Annotated in this window: 15 protein-coding genes and 2 pseudogenes; all 17 read right to left on the bottom strand. The window is 69.9% G+C overall.

Translation table 11 applies throughout. The annotated features are described in order from the left end of the window. Positions 1–5: 5 nt before the first annotated feature. Entirely contained in the window at positions 6–1,448 is a 1,443-nt protein-coding gene (locus tag GA0115254_RS33510; protein WP_093899024.1) for an amino acid permease, read from the bottom strand. Positions 1,449–1,634: 186 nt separating this feature from the next. Beyond that, on the bottom strand, positions 1,635–2,642 hold the full coding sequence (gene argF / locus GA0115254_RS33505) for an ornithine carbamoyltransferase (protein WP_093899023.1): 1,008 nt from the start codon (positions 2,640–2,642) through the stop codon (positions 1,635–1,637). 178 nt (positions 2,643–2,820) lie between these two features. After that, complete coding sequence (locus tag GA0115254_RS33500; protein WP_093899022.1) at positions 2,821–4,053, bottom strand: arginine deiminase; 1,233 nt, start codon at positions 4,051–4,053, stop codon at positions 2,821–2,823. 92 nt (positions 4,054–4,145) lie between these two features. Then, positions 4,146–6,719, bottom strand: coding sequence for a polynucleotide kinase-phosphatase (locus tag GA0115254_RS33495; RefSeq protein ID WP_093899021.1), 2,574 nt, complete (start codon positions 6,717–6,719; stop codon positions 4,146–4,148). Continuing rightward, entirely contained in the window at positions 6,716–8,245 is a 1,530-nt protein-coding gene (locus GA0115254_RS33490) for a 3' terminal RNA ribose 2'-O-methyltransferase Hen1 (RefSeq protein ID WP_256102906.1), read from the bottom strand. Before GA0115254_RS33490 ends, GA0115254_RS33495 begins: the two co-directional genes overlap by 4 nt. Positions 8,246–8,297: 52 nt before the next feature. After that, positions 8,298–9,264: pseudogene (gene mmuM, locus GA0115254_RS33485) on the bottom strand (homocysteine S-methyltransferase). Between the two features lie 121 nt (positions 9,265–9,385). Further along, a pseudogene (locus GA0115254_RS33480) lies at positions 9,386–10,308 on the bottom strand (LLM class F420-dependent oxidoreductase). A 136-nt stretch (positions 10,309–10,444) separates the two neighbouring features. Further along, positions 10,445–10,981 (bottom strand): DUF6099 family protein, encoded by a 537-nt coding sequence (locus tag GA0115254_RS33475; protein ID WP_093899019.1) that lies wholly within the window; start codon positions 10,979–10,981, stop codon positions 10,445–10,447. A 124-nt stretch (positions 10,982–11,105) separates the two neighbouring features. Next, the gene (locus GA0115254_RS33470) at positions 11,106–11,474 is read right to left on the bottom strand and encodes a nucleotide pyrophosphohydrolase (protein WP_093899018.1); all 369 of its coding nucleotides are present in this window, start codon (positions 11,472–11,474) and stop codon (positions 11,106–11,108) included. After that, positions 11,471–11,995 (bottom strand): AAA family ATPase, encoded by a 525-nt coding sequence (locus GA0115254_RS33465; RefSeq protein ID WP_093899017.1) that lies wholly within the window; start codon positions 11,993–11,995, stop codon positions 11,471–11,473. The genes GA0115254_RS33470 and GA0115254_RS33465 overlap by 4 nt, the downstream gene beginning before the upstream one ends. 93 nt (positions 11,996–12,088) lie before the next feature. Further along, on the bottom strand, positions 12,089–12,487 hold the full coding sequence (locus GA0115254_RS33460) for a cell division protein SepF (protein ID WP_093899016.1): 399 nt from the start codon (positions 12,485–12,487) through the stop codon (positions 12,089–12,091). Positions 12,488–12,582: 95 nt separating this feature from the next. Continuing rightward, entirely contained in the window at positions 12,583–13,857 is a 1,275-nt protein-coding gene (locus GA0115254_RS33455) for a cytochrome P450 (protein ID WP_256102905.1), read from the bottom strand. Then, positions 13,854–14,468: a GTP-binding protein gene (locus tag GA0115254_RS33450; RefSeq protein WP_093899015.1), complete on the bottom strand. Its 615-nt coding sequence runs from the start codon at positions 14,466–14,468 to the stop codon at positions 13,854–13,856. Before GA0115254_RS33450 ends, GA0115254_RS33455 begins: the two co-directional genes overlap by 4 nt. Further along, entirely contained in the window at positions 14,446–14,799 is a 354-nt protein-coding gene (locus GA0115254_RS33445; RefSeq protein ID WP_093899014.1) for a DUF742 domain-containing protein, read from the bottom strand. Before GA0115254_RS33445 ends, GA0115254_RS33450 begins: the two co-directional genes overlap by 23 nt. Then, positions 14,796–15,221: a roadblock/LC7 domain-containing protein gene (locus GA0115254_RS33440; RefSeq protein ID WP_093899013.1), complete on the bottom strand. Its 426-nt coding sequence runs from the start codon at positions 15,219–15,221 to the stop codon at positions 14,796–14,798. Before GA0115254_RS33440 ends, GA0115254_RS33445 begins: the two co-directional genes overlap by 4 nt. Continuing rightward, positions 15,218–16,594, bottom strand: a complete 1,377-nt coding sequence (locus GA0115254_RS33435) for an ATP-binding protein (protein ID WP_256102904.1) — start codon at positions 16,592–16,594, stop codon at positions 15,218–15,220. The genes GA0115254_RS33440 and GA0115254_RS33435 overlap by 4 nt, the downstream gene beginning before the upstream one ends. A gap of 82 nt (positions 16,595–16,676) precedes the next feature. Continuing rightward, complete coding sequence (locus tag GA0115254_RS33430; RefSeq protein ID WP_093899012.1) at positions 16,677–17,678, bottom strand: MBL fold metallo-hydrolase; 1,002 nt, start codon at positions 17,676–17,678, stop codon at positions 16,677–16,679. Between the last annotated feature and the right edge of the window lie 13 nt (positions 17,679–17,691).

Here is a 17,691-nt window from a genome sequence, read left to right as displayed (position 1 = left end):
CGCCCTCATCGACCCGCGTCGGCAGCGGCCAGCCGGGAACGGCTGCGGCCGTAGAAGGCGTACACCGCCGCACCGACGATCAGGAAGGCGGCGAACTGCACCCAGGTCGCCCAGCCCGTCCCGTACATCAGATAGAGGCAGAAAACGACGCCCAGGAGCGGGCTCACCGGGTAGAGCGGCACCCGGAACGAGCCCGTCACCTCCGGGTTTCGACGGCGCAGCACGATCACCGCGATGTTCACCGCGACCATGGTGCCCAGCGTGCCGATGGTCGTCAGATTCACCACCACGTCGAGCGACGAGAAGGCCGCCGGGATCGCGAAGACGACCGCCACGATCCAGGTGTTCGCGACCGGCGTCGCCGTCCGCGGCGAGACCCGCTCGAAGACCCGCGGGATCAGACCGTCTCGGGACATCGACATCAGGATGCGGGTCTGCCCGTACATCACCGCGAGCACGACGGATGCGATCGCGACGACCGCTCCGAAAGCGATGATTCCACCGCCGACGGTCGAGTCGGTGACCTGGTCGACGACGATCGAGAGCGCGGCCGGCTTGTCGGCGACGGCCTCCGGGCCGAGGGCACCGATGGCCGCGAGCGCAACGGCGCAGTAGAGCAGGGTGACCACGCCGATGCAGACCATGATCGCGATCGGGATGTTCCGCCGCGGGTTCTTGACCTCTTCGCCCGCGGTGGTGATGGCGTCGAAGCCGATGTACGAGAAGAAGGCCAGCGACGCACCGGCGGTGACCCCGCCCGCCCCGTGGGCGACGAACGGCGTGAGATTCCCGTGCTCGAAGGCCGTGAAGGCGATGACGCAGAACATGATCAGAATGGCGATCTTGAGGACCGCCATCGCGGTGGTGGCCCCCGCACTCTCCCGGACGCCGCGCACCAGCAGGGTGGCGGCCATCATGACCACCAGGACCGCGGGCAGATTGATCACTCCGCCGTCGCCGGGCCCCGCCGAGAGGGCCTCAGGCAGCTGCCGGCCGAACAAACTGTTCAGCAGCTCATTGACGTACTGGCTCCAGCCGACGGCCACCGCGGAGACCGAGACCCCGTACTCCAGCAGCAGACACCAGCCGACGAGGAACGCGATGCGTTCGCCGAGGGTCGCGTAGGCGAAGGAGTACGAGCTGCCGGACACCGGGATCGCGCTGCCCAGCTCGGCGAAGGAGAACGCGGTGAAGATGCAGGTGATCGCGGCGAGCACGAAGGACAGCACGACCGCAGGGCCCGCCTCGGCGACGCTGTCGGAGAGACCGACGAAGATGCCGGTGCCGACGACGGCGCCGACACCGAAGCACACCAGCTGGAAGAGTCCCATGGTGCGCTTGAGGCCGTGCCCCTCCAGGTCGGCGCCGGACTCGGCGATCAGCTGGTGGGGGCTCTTGACGCGTGGCCCGGAAGGGCGCGGGAAGCTCGGTGGGCGCAGCGGACTCACGGGGATGGTCTCTTCTCTGGTGAAGCATGTGGGGGATGTGCACCCGGGGCCTTGTGGGGGAGCTCCGAGCTCTGGTGACACACACGAAAATGGGGTTCGAGCGTGCGAGCTCGAACCCCACCAAGAGACAACATATTAGTCGCCTTCGCGCATGTTCACCCAATCGGGTGCATGGTCATGCAGCGTTCAGCTTGCGGCCGCCAGGGTTGCCACCAGAATGGCCTTGATCGTATGCATCCGGTTCTCGGCCTCGTCGAAGACGACCGAGTGCGTGGACTCGAAGACCTCGTCGGTGACCTCCAGCTCCGTCAGCCCATGGGCGGCCTCGATCTCCCGCCCGACCTTGGTGCCGAGGTCGTGGAAGGCCGGGAGGCAGTGCAGGAACTTCACGTCCGCATTGCCGGTGGCGCGCAGGACGTCCATGGTCACGGCGTACGGCGCGAGCGCCTCGATGCGCTCGCCCCAGACCTCCTTGGGCTCACCCATGGAGACCCAGACATCGGTGGCGACGAAGTCCGCGCCCTTGACGCCCTCGGCGATGTCCTCGGTGAGAGTGACCGTCGCACCGCTGGCCTCGGCCAGCGTGCGGGCCTCGGTGATGATCTCCTCGGCCGGCCAGTACGACTTCGGCGCGACGATCCGCACATCCATGCCCAGCAGGGCGCCGGTGACCAGGTAGGAGTTACCCATGTTGAAGCGGGCGTCACCGAGGTAGGCGAAGGCGATCCGCTCCAGCGGCTTCTCGCTGTGCTCGGCCATGGTGAGGACGTCGGCGAGCATCTGGGTCGGGTGCCAGTCGTCGGTGAGTCCGTTGAAGACCGGAACGCCGCCGTGCGCAGCCAGCTCCTCGACGGCCATCTGGCTGTCACCGCGGTACTCGATGCCGTCGAACATCCGACCGAGGACGCGGGCCGTGTCCTTCACCGACTCCTTGTGCCCCAGCTGCGAGCCCGAGGGGTCGAGATATGTCGTGGACGCACCCTGATCCGCGGCCGCCACCTCGAAGGCGCAGCGGGTGCGGGTCGAGGTCTTCTCGAAGATGAGCGCGATGTTCTTGCCGCGCAGCCGCTGCACCTCGGTCCCCGATTTCTTGGCGGCCTTGAGCTCGGCCGCGAGGTCGATCAGGCCGCGGAACTCCTCGGCCGTGAAGTCCAGCTCCTTGAGGAAGTGGCGGCCTGCGAGGTCTATGGCCATGGGACTGCTCCTGGGTCGGATGAGGATCGTGCATACAGCGACCCTGGAAGTCTATACGAAGCATTGCATCGCTATACGGAGGCTCTTGCCTCGCACGCCGACTCCTGTGCGGAGACTCTTCGTGCGGAGTTTCTTTCCTTGCGCCGTGTCGCGCACCGCTGCACCAGGTCGTGCGCCGCTACACCGGATCACGCACCACGGGGCAGCTCATGCAGCGGGGGCCGCCCCTGCCCCGGCCGAGTTCGCTGCCGCGGATCTCTATGACCTCGATGCCCTCCTTGCGGAGATAGGTATTCGTGGTGGCGTTGCGCTCGTACGCGACGACGACGCCTGGCTCGACGGCCAGCACATTGCAGCCGTCGTCCCACTGCTCGCGCTGGGCGGCGCGCACATCCTGGGCGGCTGTGAGGACCCGGATCGAGTCCAGGCCCAGGGCGTGCGCGATCGCGTCGTGCATGTGCTCGGGCGGATGGTCGGTGACCTTCAGGTCCCTCGGCCCTTCACCGGGCTGGATGGTGTACGAGCGGAGCATGCCCAGGCCCGCGTACTTGGTGAAGGTGTCGCCGTCGATCATCGTCATGACCGTGTCGAGGTGCATGAACTCCCTGCGCTTGGGCATGTCGAGCGCCACGATCGTGTGCGCCGAGCCGGCGTCGAACAGTCCACGGGCCAGCATCTCCACCGCCTGCGGGGTGGTGCGCTCGCTCATCCCGATGAGTACGGCGCCGTGGCCGATGACCAGTACGTCGCCGCCTTCGATGGTGGAGGGATAGTCGTCCTGCCCCTCGGACCAGTGATGGAAGACGCCTGCGTCGGGGCCGGTGAAGAGGGGGTGGTGGCGGTAGATCGCCTCGAAGTGGACGGTCTCGCGCTGCCGGGCCGGCCAGCGCATCGCGTTGATCGACACCCCGTCGTATATCCAGGCCGAGGTGTCCCGGGTGAAGAGATGGTTCGGCAGCGGGCCGAGCAGGAAGTCGTCCAGGTCCATGACGTGGAAGCGGACGGAAGTCGGCTCGCGGTGCCGCTCCAGGAACTCCCGCTTGGTCATCCCGCCGACCAGCGCCTCGGCCAGCTCGGCGCTGGGCAACTCCTCGAAGGCGGCCCGCAGATGCTCGGTGGCGAGCGGGCCGTACTCCTTCTCGCCGAAGACCCGGTCCAGGACGAGCCGCCTGGCCACCGGGATCTCCAGCGACTCACGCAGCAGATCGCCGAAGAGGTGCACCTCCACGCCTCGGTCGCGCAGCACGTCCGCGAAGCCGTCGTGCTCCTGGCGGGCGCGGCGCACCCAGAGCACGTCGTCGAAAAGGAGCGCGTCCTTGTTGCCGGGGGTGAGCCGCTTCAGCTCAAGATCGGGGCGGTGCAGGATGACGCGGCGCAGCCGCCCGGCCTCGGAGTCGACATGGAATCCCATGCATCCATCCTCACCGTGCGGAGCGCCGTTCACCCGGCGAATCGCCAGCGGTTTTCCGTTGATCTCATCGCAAAGCCCGCCGGCACCACTGTCTACAGCCGCGGGTCGACCGGCTCCGACTCCAGGGCCAGCACCGCGAACACCGCCTCGTGGACCCGCCACAACGGCTCCCCGTCGGCCAGCCGGTCCAGCGCTTCGAGCCCCAGCGCGTACTCCCGGAGCGCCAACGACCGCTTGTGGCCGAGGAACCGGCCGCGCAGCCGCTCCAGGTTCTCCGGGCGGGTGTACTCGGGGCCGTAGATGATCCGGAGGTACTCCCGGCCGCGCACCTTGATGCCCGGCTGGACCAGCCTGCCCTTGCCGTCCCGTACGAGCGCGGCAAGCGGCTTGACGACCATGCCTTCGCCACCGCGGCCGGTCATCTCCAGCCACCAGTCGATGCCGGAGCTCACCGACGCCTCGTCACCGGTGTCGACGACGAGCCTGCGGGTGACCTGGAGCAGCCCGGTCGGATCGTGCTCGACCAGCCGGTCGAGCCAGGCCAGCTGCTCGTCGTGCGGTACGGAGGCCAGCGAGCGGCCCTGCACGGCGAGGATCTGGAACGGCGCGAGCCGCACCCCGTCCAGGCCCTGGGTGCTCCAGCAGTAGCGGCGATACGCCTCGGTGAACGCGGTCGCGTCCGCGGCCCGTCCCTGCTGGCGGTCCGCGAGCGCGCCCACGTCCACCCCACGGGCCACCGCTGCCGCGAGGGCCGCGTTGGCCTCCGGGAAGACCGCCCCGGATGCGGCACCGACCGCGGCATACTGCGAGCGCAGCAGCCCGGCCGCCTTGAGAGACCACGGCATCAGCTCGGCGTCGAGCAGCACCCAGTCGGTGTCCCACTCCTCCCAGAGTCCGGCGGCGGTGACGGCGGTGCGCAACCTGCCGAGGATCACCTCGGTCAGTGCGACGTCGTCGAGGAACGGCCTTCCGGTGCGGGTGTAGAGCGCCCCGGTCGGACCTCCTTCGCCGCCGGAAGGGTGGGAGGTTCCCCCTGCGCCGAACCTCTCACGGGCGGTGTTCGCGTCCCGGCAGACCAGCGCCACCGCACGCGAGCCCATGTGCTTCTCCTCGCACACGACCTTGGTGACACCGTCCGCCCGGTACTGGGCGAAGGCCTCCGCCGGGTGCTCCAGGTAGCCGTCCTCGTGCGAGGTGGCGGTGGGCGCCATGGTCGGCGGGAGGTAGCCGAGCAGCCGCGGGTCGACGGCGAACCGGCTCATGACTTCGAGCGCCGCCGCGGCGTTCTCCTCGCGGACCGAGATGCGGCCCATGTGCCGGGTCTCCACGGTCCGACGGCCGTGCACATCGGCGAGGTCCAGCGGCCTGCCCTCCCTCCCCCCGGGCGCCTCGGTGGTCAGCGGCTTGGCCGGCTGGTACCAGACCTTCTCGGCCGGTACGTCGACGAGCTCGCGCTCCGGCCAGCGCAGCGCGGTCATCTTCCCGCCGAAGACCGCACCGGTGTCCAGGCAGATGGTGTTGTTGACCCAGGAGGTGTTGGGCACCGGGGTGTGGCCGTAGACCACAGCGGCACGGCCGCGGTACTCCTCCGCCCACGGGTAGCGCACGGGCAGGCCGAACTCGTCGGTCTCACCGGTGGTGTCCCCGTACAGCGCGTGCGAGCGGACCCGCCCGGAGGTGCGCCCGTGGTACTTCTCGGGCAGCCCGGCGTGACAGACGACGAGCTTGCCCTCGTCGAGCACGTAGTGGCTGACGAGCCCGTCGATGAACTCCCGCACCTGCTCGCGGAAGGCAGGATCCTTCTCGTCCTCCCGCTCCAACTGCTCGATGGTCTCGGCGAGTCCATGGGTGTGCTGGACCTTGCGTCCCTTGAGGTAGCGGCCGAGCTTGTTCTCGTGGTTGCCCGGCACGCACAGGGCGTTGCCCGCCGACACCATGGACATGACGCGGCGCAGTACCCCGGGGCTGTCGGGGCCGCGGTCCACGAGGTCGCCGACGAAGACCGCCGTACGCCCTTCGGGGTGCGTGCCGTCGATGTAGCCGAGCTTGCCGAGCAGGGCCTCCAGTTCGGAACTGCAGCCGTGGATGTCGCCGATGATGTCGAAGGGTCCGGTGAGGTGGCGGAGGTCGTTGTAGCGACGCTCCAGCACCACTTCGGCGCGCTCCGCCTCCTCCTCGGTGTGCAGAATGTGCACCTTGCGGAAGCCCTCGCGCTCCAGGCCGCGCAACGAACGGCGCAGTTCGCGGCGGTGGCGCTGGATGACGTGGCGCGGCATGTCGGCGCGGTCGGGGCGGGCCGCGTTGCGCGCGATGCAGACCTCTTCGGGCAGGTCGAGAACGATCGCGATGGGCAGCACGTCGTGGCTCCTGGCCAGCTGGACCAGTTGCTTGCGGCTCTCGGACTGGACGCTGGTGGCGTCCACGACGGTCAGCCGCCCGGCGGCGAGCCGCTTGCCCACGATGTAGTGGAGGACGTCGAAGGCGTCACGGCTGGCGCTCTGGTCGTTCTCGTCGTCGGCGACCAGGCCACGGCAGAAGTCCGAGGAGACGATCTCCGTGGGCTTGAAGTGCTTACGGGCGAAGGTGGACTTGCCGGAACCGCTGGCTCCGATGAGCACCACGAGGGAGAGGTCGGTCACCGGCAACGTGCGCGAAGTACTGGTCATGCGACTTTGGCCCCCTTCTCGGTCTCGTTGGCAGTCTCGTGCCAGGACTCGTTCTTGCTCTCGTTCTCGTTCCTGCTCTCATCGGCCGCGGTCATCGTGAACACAGCCATCTGCGTGGGCGGCCCCACCTCGGGGTCATCGGGCCCCACGGGCACGAAATCAACCCCGTATCCATGCCGCTGCGCCACCTCGTGGGCCCAGTCCCGGAACTCGGCCCTGGTCCACTCGAACCGGTGGTCGCCGTGGCGCACATGCCCGGCCGGAAGGGTCTCCCAGCGGACGTTGTACTCGACGTTCGGCGTCGTGACGAGCACGGTCCGCGGTCGGGCCGAACCGAACACGGCGTACTCCAGCGCCGGCAGCCTCGGCAGGTCGAGGTGCTCGATGACCTCGCTGAGCACGGCCGCGTCATACCCCTTGAGCCGCTTGTCGGTGTAGGTGAGCGAGCCCTGCTGAAGCGTGACCCGTCCGGCCTGCCGCTCCCCCATCCGGTCCAGCTTCAGCCGTCGTGAGGCAATGGTGAGGGCGCGCATCGAGACATCGACGCCGACGATCTCCGTGAAGCCCACGTCCTTGAGCAGTGCCTGCACCAACTGGCCCTGACCGCAGCCCAGGTCGAGAATCCGGCTCGCCCCGGCGGTGCGCAGCGCGTCGAGGATCGCGGTGCGCCGCTGCTCGGCGAGCGGCACCGGCTTCTCCTCGGTGTCGGTCGTCTCGTCCACCGCGTTGTCGATGCTCTCGACGTCCAGGTCGTCCGACTCGGCGAGCCGCACCAGTTCGAGCCGCTGCATCGCCTGCCGGGTCAGCCCCCAGCGGCGGGACAGATAGCGGCTGGTGATCAGCTTCTGCTCGGGGTGACCGGCCAGCCAGCCCTCACCGGCGCGCAACAGCTTGTCCACCTCGTCCGGTGCGACCCAGTAGTGCTTGGCGTCGTCGAGCACCGGCAGCAGGACATACAGCTGCCGCAACGCGTCCGCCAGCCGCAACTCGCCTTCCAGCACCAGCCGCACGTACCGCGAGTCCCCCCACTCCGGGAACTGCTCGTCCAGAGGTACGGCCACGGCGTCCACGCTCGCCCACCCGAGCGGCCCGAAGAGCTTGCGCACCAGTTCCGCGCCGCCGCGCGCCGGCAGTGCGGGCACCTCGATCCTCAGTGAAAGCGGTGCCTGTACACGTTCGGGCAGTGCGCGGCACACACCATTCAGCGCGGTCTTGAACACCGTGCTCATAGCGACGGAGAGCAGCGAGGACGCCGCGTACGGACGGTCGTTGACGTACTGCGCGAGCGCCGCATCGGGGGCGCCGCCCCGGCCCTTGCCCTTGCCGCGCCGCACCAGCGCCACGGGATCCACCTCCAGCAGGAGCCCCGCTGTGCAGCGCTCGGCGGATGCCTCGGGGTAGAAGACATGCGCGGAGCCGTGGGAGGTGGAGAACGTCTGCGCCTTCTCGGGATGCTTGTGCAGCAGAAAGCCGAGATCGGTCGCGGGACGTTCCGGGTTGCCGGTCGTGCTGATTGTCAGGAACACACGTCCGAGTATGGTCCGCTTCACTTGCCCCCCACCAGGTATTTTCATCTGTCTACGGCACTGTTGACCCTCCTTTCCCTTCGCCTGCCGTCGCTGCGCCGAGCAGCCAGGCCAGCTCCGCGATGCTCTCCGGGCCGACCCGGCAGCAGCCGCCCACCAGCCGGGCGCCGGCATCCTGCCAGGCCCGCACTCTCGCCGGATCGAAGGTGGGGGCACCAGTCCACTCCCGTCCGCCGGCATCCCACCGCTCACCGCTGTTCGGATAGACCACGACCGGTTTCCCGGCCACCTCCGCCGCCACCCGCACCGCCCGGTCCGCGTCCGCCGGATCACAGCAGTTCACCCCGACTGCCAGCACACGGTCATGCCCCGAGGCGACGGCGAAGGCCGTCTCCAGCGACTGTCCCGCCCTGGTCCGGTCCCCCGCCACGCTGTACGAGAGCCAGACGGGCAGCCCGCACCCCTCGACCGCCCGCAGCAACGCCTCGGCCTCGTCGATGTCCGGCACCGTCTCCAGCGCCAGCGCATCGGGCCCTGCGGCGGCCAGCGCCTCCACCCGCGGCCGGTGAAACCGCTCCAGCTCCCGGACGGAGAGCCCGTAGCGGCCCCGGTACTCGCTGCCGTCCGCCAGCATCGCCCCGTACGGGCCGACCGAGGCGGCGACCCAGATCTCCCGCTCCACCGCACCCGCGGCCCGCCGCGCCAGCCGCACGCTGCGGGCGAACAGCTCCGCCGCCTGGGCCCGTCCTATCGCCCCGCCCCTCGAATCCCTCGAAGGTCGCCTGGTAACTGGCCGTGATGAGCACCTGCGCACCCGCCCGCGCATAGGCAGTGTGCGCGGCCTCGATCTGCCCCGGCCCGTCGGCCAGCAGCCGGGCCGACCACAGAGCGTCGGACAGGTCGCAGCCCTGCGCCTCCAACTGATTGGAGAGACCACCGTCGAGCAGGACCGTCCCCTCCAAGAGGGCACGATCGAGCGCGCGGGCGGGCGAACCGTTGGCTGAACGGACGGGTTGCATGGATGGCTCCCTCGTGAGCCGGACCCGGACCTGGCTCGGGTGAGCGGCGACCGACCTCTGACTCGGGCGAGCCGGGATGCCGGGATGGTTCCGGTTCAGGTGAGCCGGGATGGTTCCCGGCTCAGGTGAACTGGGACTGGACCTGGGAGGAGATCAGCTCCAGGTGCTCCAGGTCGTCCAGATCCAGGACCTGGAGGTAGATCCGGGACGACCCGATCGCGCCGTACCTGCCGATCTTGTCGACCACCTCGGCGGGTGAGCCCGCGAGCCCGTTCGCCCTCAGCTCCGCCACCTCACGGCCGATGACGGAGGCGCGCCGCGCCACCTCGGCGTCGTTCTTGCCGACGCAGACCACCAGGGCGTTGGAGTACACCAGGTCGTCCGGTCCGCGGCCGGCCGCCTTCGCCGCCTCCTTGACCCGGCCGAACTGCTTCTCGCTGTCCTCCAGCGACGCGAAGGGAATATTGAACTCGTCCGCATACTGCGCTGCCAGCCTCGGTGTGCGTGTCGCACCGTGACCGCCGATCAGGACCGGCACCTTGGACTGCGCCGGCTTGGGCAGCGCGGGCGAATCGGTCAGCTGGTAGTACGTGCCGTCGAAGCTGAACGTCTTGCCGATCTCGGTCGCCCAGAGCCCGGTGACGATCTCCAACTGCTCCTCCAGCCTGCCGAACTTCTCCTTGGGGAACGGAATGCCGTAGGCCTTGTGCTCCTCCTCGAACCAGCCTGCGCCGAGGCCGAGCTCGACGCGTCCGCCGGACATCTGGTCGACCTGCGCGACCTGGATGGCGAGCACGCCGGGGAGCCGGAAGGTCCCCGCGGTCATCAGCGTGCCGAGCCGGATCCGCTTGGTCTCGCGCGCCAGCCCGGCCAGGGTGATCCACGCGTCGGTCGGGCCGGGCAGCCCGTCCCCGGCCCCATGCGGAGGTAGTGGTCGGAGCGGTAGAAGGCGTCGAATCCGAGGTCTTCGGCCGCCTTGGCGACGGTGAGCAGGGTGTCGTAGTCGGCCCCTTGCTGGGGCTCGGTGAAGATTCGAAGATCCATGCATCCATCCTGCACCTCCGGATGCCGGTCACTCCCCTCCTTCTCCCTGCCACGCGCCGCCACTGCCGAAGCCCTCCACGGCCACGGCCGTCCCGTACACCGTCCCGTCCCTCGTCACTCCCCGAATCCTGCGCGGTCACAGCCGGCCCGCCGCCGAGCCCGCCGGTCCGCGGATCGCACCGTAGGGGCCGTCCCGCTCCCGGCTCCGCTCCAGATCCTGCTGCCGCTCCCGGTCCTGCTCGTCGAGGCGCCGGAGCATTCCGTGCACCCGGTCCATGGACTCGTCGGCCGCGTCGATCGCCTCCATGCACTGCCAGTAGAGCCCCTGCTCGTCGGTCTCGCAGGCCACCCCGACCAGGGCCATCCCCACCTCCCCGAGCAGTGTGCCCAGCCCCGTCAGCGTCGCCCTCGGTTCGGCGAGCTCGGAGAGCTGCGCCGCCCGGGCCACTCCGGCCCGCGCCGCCGGGTGGTCCAGCGCCCCGCCGCTCCTGCCACCGATCTCGCTGAGCCCACGCGCCTCTCCCCGTAGCTCCTTGGGCCCGTCCGCCGCCAGCCTGCTGCCGATCGCCTGAGCGAGCGCCTGGGCCTGCCATGCCTCGGCGATGATGTCCGGTGTGCAGCGGCTCTGCGCCAGAGCACGCCGACTGACTCCCACAAGCCGCTCCGCTTCCATGCGTTACCCCCGTCCGTACGAAAAGCCGCTCAACTCATCCATTACCCACAGTGAGGGAATCGGTACCGAAAAGCCAGGGGAATTCGGAAATCTGTGGACACGAAGTCGACTGTGAATAAGTTGATCACTCCGAAGAGTGACGATCCGGCGAATCAAGGGTGTCCGGGCGCTCCGGCACCGGGAATCGGGCCTCGTTCCGGTCGATCTTCTCCGCCAGCGCCGTCAGTGCGTCGATCCCCAACACCTCGCAGAACTGAAGCAGATAAGCGAGAACATCGGCGACCTCGTCGGCCACCCGGTGCGCCGTCTCGGGTGTCTCCATCACCCGTGCCGACTGCTCCGGCGTCAACCACTGGAAGATTTCGACCAGTTCGGACGCCTCGACGCTCAGCGCCGCCGCCAGATTCTTCGGGGTGTGGTACTGCTCCCAGTCCCGCGCAGCCGCGAAAGCGGCGAGCCGTTGCTGCAGGGCACGTACATCAAGTTCTGTCACGCCTTCAGGTCTACCACCGTCACCCCGGCGGTCTCCCGGGCTCGCACCGCGCCCGGCTCCGTGACCGTGCCCACCAGCCTGAGATGCCCGGCCGCCCCGATCGACACCGCCGGATCCAGCAGTCCGCGCAACTGCCGTCCGTCCAGGTCGCGGTCGAGTCCGTCGGCCGGCACGGTGAGGGTCTGCACGGCCGACGGCACCTCGCCCGCGGCATCCACAGCCAGCACCCCGGGGCCGGTGAGCAGCACCGGAGTGAGCGCCGGATACCTCAGCTCACCGTCGCCGAGCCGGCCGACCGGCGTCGCATGACCCCCGTCGCGCCGGATGGTCGCGCGCAGCAATCCGTCCGCGAGCCGCTCGACACCGAGTGCGGTCACCGGCCCCGCGCATCCGGCGTGATCCGCCGCGACCAGCCGGGCGTGGTGTGGGGCGCCCTGTGTGTGCGTGCGCTCCAGCACCGCCGCGAGGTTGTCGCAGCCGCGGCGCAGCCGGCCGTCGCCCGCGGGTACGGGGCCGCGCATCCGCGGCGGCTACGGTCCGCAGGCGAAGACCGACCGCAGGGCCCCGATCGAAGGACGTCCATCGCCGCGCCCGCCCTGCCCCCGGCGGCCTTCCTACGACCCGGGTACACCTGCCGCCGTGACCCCCTCGACCTCCATGCCGAGCGGCGACAGCAGGAAGACGTTCCGGTCGACCCGGTGCATTCCGCTGCCCAGACCGAAAACCACCCCGCTGGTGAAGTCCAGGATGCGCTTGGCCACATCCGTCTCCGCGCTGGTCAGATCGAGCAGCACCGGGATCTGTGCGACCAGGTACTCCGCCACTTCCCGCGCGTCCGCGAAGACCTGGACCCGCAGCACGACGAGGCGCCGCTGTTCGGCTGCCGCGCTCTCGTCGGGGACCGTACGGTGATCGACCCTGGACGGCCACTGGTCGCGGCCGCGCAGAGGTACGACCTGGGCAAGCCCCTCCCACTGCTCGTCCGTGACGTCGTACCTGTCGTACCTGCTCACCGGACCACCCCGTCTGTGCTTCGGTCGGCGTTGCGCTCGCTGTTCATCGGGCAATTCTCTCGCCCCTCACCCGTTCGGCGTACCACCGACACGGTTCACGGGCTGATCGACACCTCTGACGGCCCGTCCGAAGCAGCCTCGGCCGCGTCGTACCGGTCCGTCTCCATAGTCATGTCGACAGGCGTGAAACGTACCGGAAGCCGTACCAGAGCACGGTGGAACGGTCCCGGCCGCCACTTCAGTCCGCTGACCGGAACGTCCAGTTCTGCATCGCACAGCTGACTGGTGAGCTGCTCGATCGCGGTCATGGCGATGAGCAGCGCCGGCTGCTTCGCCGGGCACCGGTGCGGACCGGCCGACCAGGCCAGATGGGCACTGGCTCCGGAGCGGACCCCGGGGTCCGAAAGGTCGGGCACGGACTGGGTGTTGGCGGCGGCGTAGGAGACGAGGAGCAGTTGTCCGGCGCGCAGCCGGACGCCGTGGAACTCCGTGTCGTGGCGCGGGTAGTGGGCCGCGAAATTGGCCAGTGGCGGATCCTGCCAGAGGACCTCGTTGATCGCCTCGTGCGCCGTCATCGCGCCGCCGTGCAGCGAGCCTGCGTAGCGCGCGTCGGTGAGCATGTGCAGCAGCGCGTTGCCGATCAGATTGGTCGTCGGATCGTGGCCCGCGCTCATGATCAGAGTGATCTGACGCACAGTCTCGTCGTTGTCGAGCTTGGCCGGGTGGGCCAGGAGGTACGAAGTGAGGTCGCGGCGCGGCCGGGCACGCCGGTCGGCGACCAGATCGGTGACGACCTCGACGAGGTCGGCGTACGCGGTGGCGGCGTCCTCGGCGGAGTTGAACATGCCGGCGATGCCGTTGACGATGCGTTCGCTGTCGCCCGGCGGTACGCCGAACCAGGTGACGAAGACGTGTACCGGGAGTCGTCGGGCGTACTGGGCGATCAGGTCGCCGCTGCCGGTGGCGGCGAATTCACCGATGAGCCGCTGGGCGACCCGGGCGACCTCGGCCCGCAGGACGTGCGGCTCGATCAGAGCGAGGCTGTCGTTGATGGCGTCGCGGTAACGGGCGTGTACGCCGCCGTCGCTGAAGAGTGCGGTGGGCCGGTAGCCGAGCATGGGCAGGACCGGCGAGTCGTCGGGGACGGTGGCCTGCCAGGCGCGCGGGTCCTTGGTGAAGGTGTGGGTGTCGCGCAGCAGGTCGACTGCGGCCTGGTAGTCCGTGACCAGCAGGGCGTCGATGCCGGGCGCGAGCCGGACGGGGGCCAGGGGGCCGTGTTCACGCAGGCGCCGGTAGTGGCTCTGCGGGTCGGCTGCGAAGTCCGGGCCGTACAGCGCGAGGGGCTGCGGCGGTTGTACGAGCGGTGTCATGACGGGTCCTCGGGCCGGGGCATTCCGGCCAGCACATGCTCGGCGAGCGCGATCAGTGCGTCGATGCTGCCGCGGCGTTCGCGGGCGTCGCACTGCACCAGCGGGGTCTCGGGGGCGAGGTCGAGGTGTTTGCGCAGGACCTCGTCGGTGTGGGCGGGGGCGTCTGGGAAACGGTTGACGGCAACGGCGTACGGCAGTCCCTGCTCCTCGACCATGTCCATGACCGCGAAGGAGTCGGCGAGCCGACGGGTGTCGACCAGGACGAGAGCGCCGAGTGCGCCGCGTGCGATGTCCTCCCAGAGAGGGAGGAACCGCTGCTGGCCCGGCGTGCCGAACATGTAGAGCACCAGGTCGTCGAGGACGGTGAGCCGGCCGAAGTCGATGGCGACGGTGGTCGTGGTCTTGTCCGGCATGCCTGCGGTGTCGTCGAGCCGGGTGCTGGACTGGGTCATCGCCTCTTCGGTATGGAGCGTGGCGATCTCCGACAGCGTACGGATCAGGGTGGTTTTGCCCACGCCGAAGGGACCCGTGACGACGAGCTTCATCAGGGTTTGGGCGGCAGGCGGCAGATAGCCGATGCCGGTCCGGTCAGTGGAGGGAGCGGAGTCCAACGAGCAGCCTCTCGACGAGCGACCGGTCGATCTCCCCGGCGCTGGGGATGGGCGGTCGGGTGTGCAGATGTCCGGCGGCCGCGAGGTCCGTGGCCAGGAAGACGGTGGCGCTGACCGGCAGATCCAGGTGGGCCGCGGATTCGACGACGGTGAGCGCGCCCGGTTCCAGCAGCTCGCACAGCCTGCGCTGTTCCGAGCCGGTGTCCGGGGGCAGGTCCGTGTCGGTGCGTACGAGCACGGCGAGCCGGTCGAGCGCGGGACCGGCGGGCCGGGTCCGGCCGCCGGTGACCAGATAGGCGGGGATCAGACGGCGTCCGGGGCCGGAGGTCATGGCCGGGCGGTGGTGTCCGGTTGGCGGGCGGGCGCGTTCATCGCCCGGGTCAGGGCGGTGACCTGCACCTGCATCTGGTAGGCGATGTCGCCGAGTTTGGCTCCGGGTTCCGCGAACAGGGCGAGTGTGGTGTTGTTCCCGGCCGGTACGACGATGGCGAAGCCCTGGTCGGACTCGACAACCGTCTGGGCCAGGCGCGGAGCCTCGACGTCGGTGAAGGCCGTGGTGAACGCGCGGGCCGCGGCGTGCAGCGTGGCGGTCATGGCGGCGACCCGCTCGCCGGACGCCCGGTCCAGGCCGGGTGAGGCACCCTCGACGAGGCCGTCGCCGGTGGCGACCACGGCGTGCTGGACTCCGGGCAGCTCCAGCAGGGGGGTCAGCACCCATGCGAGGTCACCGGTGGTGGGAGTGGGGGCGCTCACTTCTCGTCGTCTCCTTGGTCGTCCTGGTCGTCGTGTTCGTCCGGGTGGTGATCGTCCGCGGCCGGTGCGGATGACCGCCCGGCGACGCTCCTGCCATTGAGGGTGCCCTGTTGGAGCGCCGCCCAGGAAGCCTCGGCCTGCTCGGGTGTACGGGACACCTGCTCCCGGTCCCGGGCGACGGCGGCGGACGCGGACCGGGCCGGGGTCGGACGTGGTGAACGTCGGCGCCGGCTGGGCAGCTCGGCGGGGTGCCCGCCGACGGCTTGCGGTGCCGGTGCGGGGTCCGGCTCGGCGGGGGCGGAAACCGACGGAGCGGCGTGCGCCTGCATCGGCTTCGGAGCGAGGGCGGAGAGGCTGCGGTCGTCCTCCATCACGGTGAGCAGATGGGCGGGGACGCGCAGGATCGTACGCATTCCACCGAACGGCGATGCCTCGATGTGGCAGTTGAAGCCGTACTGCACCACGAGCCGGCCGACGACGGCGAAACCGGTCTGTGGTGGGTCGCCCAGCTCGGTCAGGAGCACTTCGGACGGGCCCGCCAGCAGGGCGCGGGCCCGGTCGAGCGCATCGTCGTCCATGCCGATGCCCGCGTCGTCCACGACCAGGAACGCGCCACGGCCACCGCTCTGCTGGACGGTCACCTGTACATCGGTGTCGGGGTGCGAGTAGGCCGTGGCATTGGCCAGCAGTTCGGCGAGCGCGATCGCGAGAGGTTCGGCGGCGCGGGCGACGAGCGCGAGCCGTTCGTCGCGCAGATGGTTGGCGACCTTGATCCGCTCATAGCCGGCGACCCGGGACTGGGCGCCGAGCACGATCTCGACGAGCGGCGAGTTCTGGCGGGCGAGCCCCGGCCAGGCGTCGCAGAGCACGGCGGTGGCCTGGGTACGCCGCAGGGCCAGTTCGTTACGGAAGTCCAGCTGCAGGATCCGTGGGTCGTCGTACTCGTGCTGGAGCTCGTGCAGCAGTTGCTGGGACTGGTTGAGCAGTGACTGGATCTTGGCCGAGGTGCCGCGCATCGCCGCCCGGGCGGCCGCGTCGACGCGTCCGCGCTCCTCGACGACCGCCGTGCGAGCGGCCTGTACGGCCTCGGTGAGCAGCCGGGCGGAATCGCCGTCGACCTCGGCCGCCTCCCGCAGTCCGGGGACCTGGGCGGTGGGGTGGGAGAGGGCGAGCGCCGCGGCAGGTATCCGCTTGCGGGCCAGCTGCCGGATCTCGTCGGTGAGCGCGGCGGTACGGGCCTCGGCGGCCTTCGACTGCCGTTCGGCCAGCTCGGCGCGGGCCAGGGCCAGGTGCTCCGAGCGCGCAGCGTTCTGTGCGCGGACAGCCGCCGCCACGGCAGCAGCGACGGCGATCACCGCCACGATCCATCCCATGCCGTCCCGCATTTCTGTTGTCGGATCGGTCTTCCGGCCGAAGCGGCGGCAAAAGCTCCGCTCGTTTCTCCGCCGGGCCTGTCTACTTCTCCGCCGGCCCCGCCGACTCACGGGCCTGCTCCACCTCTTGAGCGACCACGGCGACATCGGTCATCACCTGGAGCACTCCGGGCAGTTCGGAGCCGTCGAGCTGCCGGTACTCGCTTCCGATGGTCACCACCAGCCGCTCGGGGAGGCCGAGCTCCGGGTAGCGCCCCTCGGCGATGACCCGGCGGGCCGCCTCACGGGCGGGAATCCCGGCTGTGTGAAAGGCGTGGGCACGCTCGCGCACGTACTCCAGATACACGATGTGATCGCGCACCCCGGCCTGGTCGAGGACCGGTCCGTGCCCCGGGACGATGGTCTCGGCGCCGGTGGCCAGCACCCGCTCGCAGGCCCCGATCACATTGCTCAGCGGACCCGCCCAGTGCACCGGGTGGTCGCCCGGCCGAGCGGGGGTCGAGGAGAAGATGATGTCCCCGCTGAACACGGCACGCTGCGCGGGCAGATGGACCATCAGGTCGCCGGTGGTGTGCGCGGACGGCAGGGCGGAGAGCTGTACCGGGTACTCCCCCAGGGTCAGTTCGAGCTCCCCGGTGAAGTATGTCGTCGGCTGCACCGGCTCGGTCTGCGACCAGTCGAAGGGGCCGAAGTGACGTCCGAGGTAGGCGCCGAGCGCGGTGGCCGGATCGCCGGTGGCGACGAGCGCGTGCTGCTGCTGGGGCGTGGGCTCGTAATGGATGTGTTCGCGGGCCTCCCGGGTCGCGATGATCTCCGCGTCCGGGAGTACGCCCGCTCCCCAGAAGTGGTCGCCGTTCGCGTGGGTGACGATCACCCGGTCGATGGAGACACCGTCGGGCAACCGCTTCGTGGACTCGGCCAGGAACTGGCCGGCCAGCACGGCGTCGTACGGGGTGTCGATCCAGAGCGCCCCACGGGGCGAGACGAGGAGACCGCAGTTCGCCAGCCCCCAGCCCCGTTTCGGCGGGAGCCATGCGTACAGGCCCCGCCCCAGGTCAACGACGTCTCCACCGGTGATCGACATGGACGCGATTATG

This window comes from Streptomyces sp. Ncost-T10-10d, assembly GCF_900091955.1.
Classification (GTDB): Bacteria; Actinomycetota; Actinomycetes; order Streptomycetales; family Streptomycetaceae; genus Streptomyces.
Note: the sequence above shows the minus strand (reverse complement) of the source record. Positions and strands in the feature narration are given on the sequence as shown.

Coding starts and splice junctions, on each gene's coding strand:
- argF (WP_093899023.1), bottom strand. CDS start 2,642: ATGGCCATAGACCTCGCAGGCCGCCACTTCCTCAAGGAGCTGGACTTC.
- GA0115254_RS33500 (WP_093899022.1), bottom strand. CDS start 4,053: ATGGGATTCCATGTCGACTCCGAGGCCGGGCGGCTGCGCCGCGTCATC.
- GA0115254_RS33495 (WP_093899021.1), bottom strand. CDS start 6,719: ATGACCAGTACTTCGCGCACGTTGCCGGTGACCGACCTCTCCCTCGTG.
- GA0115254_RS33475 (WP_093899019.1), bottom strand. CDS start 10,981: ATGGAAGCGGAGCGGCTTGTGGGAGTCAGTCGGCGTGCTCTGGCGCAG.
- GA0115254_RS33465 (WP_093899017.1), bottom strand. CDS start 11,995: ATGCGCGGCCCCGTACCCGCGGGCGACGGCCGGCTGCGCCGCGGCTGC.
- GA0115254_RS33455 (WP_256102905.1), bottom strand. CDS start 13,857: ATGACACCGCTCGTACAACCGCCGCAGCCCCTCGCGCTGTACGGCCCG.
- GA0115254_RS33445 (WP_093899014.1), bottom strand. CDS start 14,799: ATGACCTCCGGCCCCGGACGCCGTCTGATCCCCGCCTATCTGGTCACC.
- GA0115254_RS33435 (WP_256102904.1), bottom strand. CDS start 16,594: ATGGGATGGATCGTGGCGGTGATCGCCGTCGCTGCTGCCGTGGCGGCG.
- GA0115254_RS33430 (WP_093899012.1), bottom strand. CDS start 17,678: ATGTCGATCACCGGTGGAGACGTCGTTGACCTGGGGCGGGGCCTGTAC.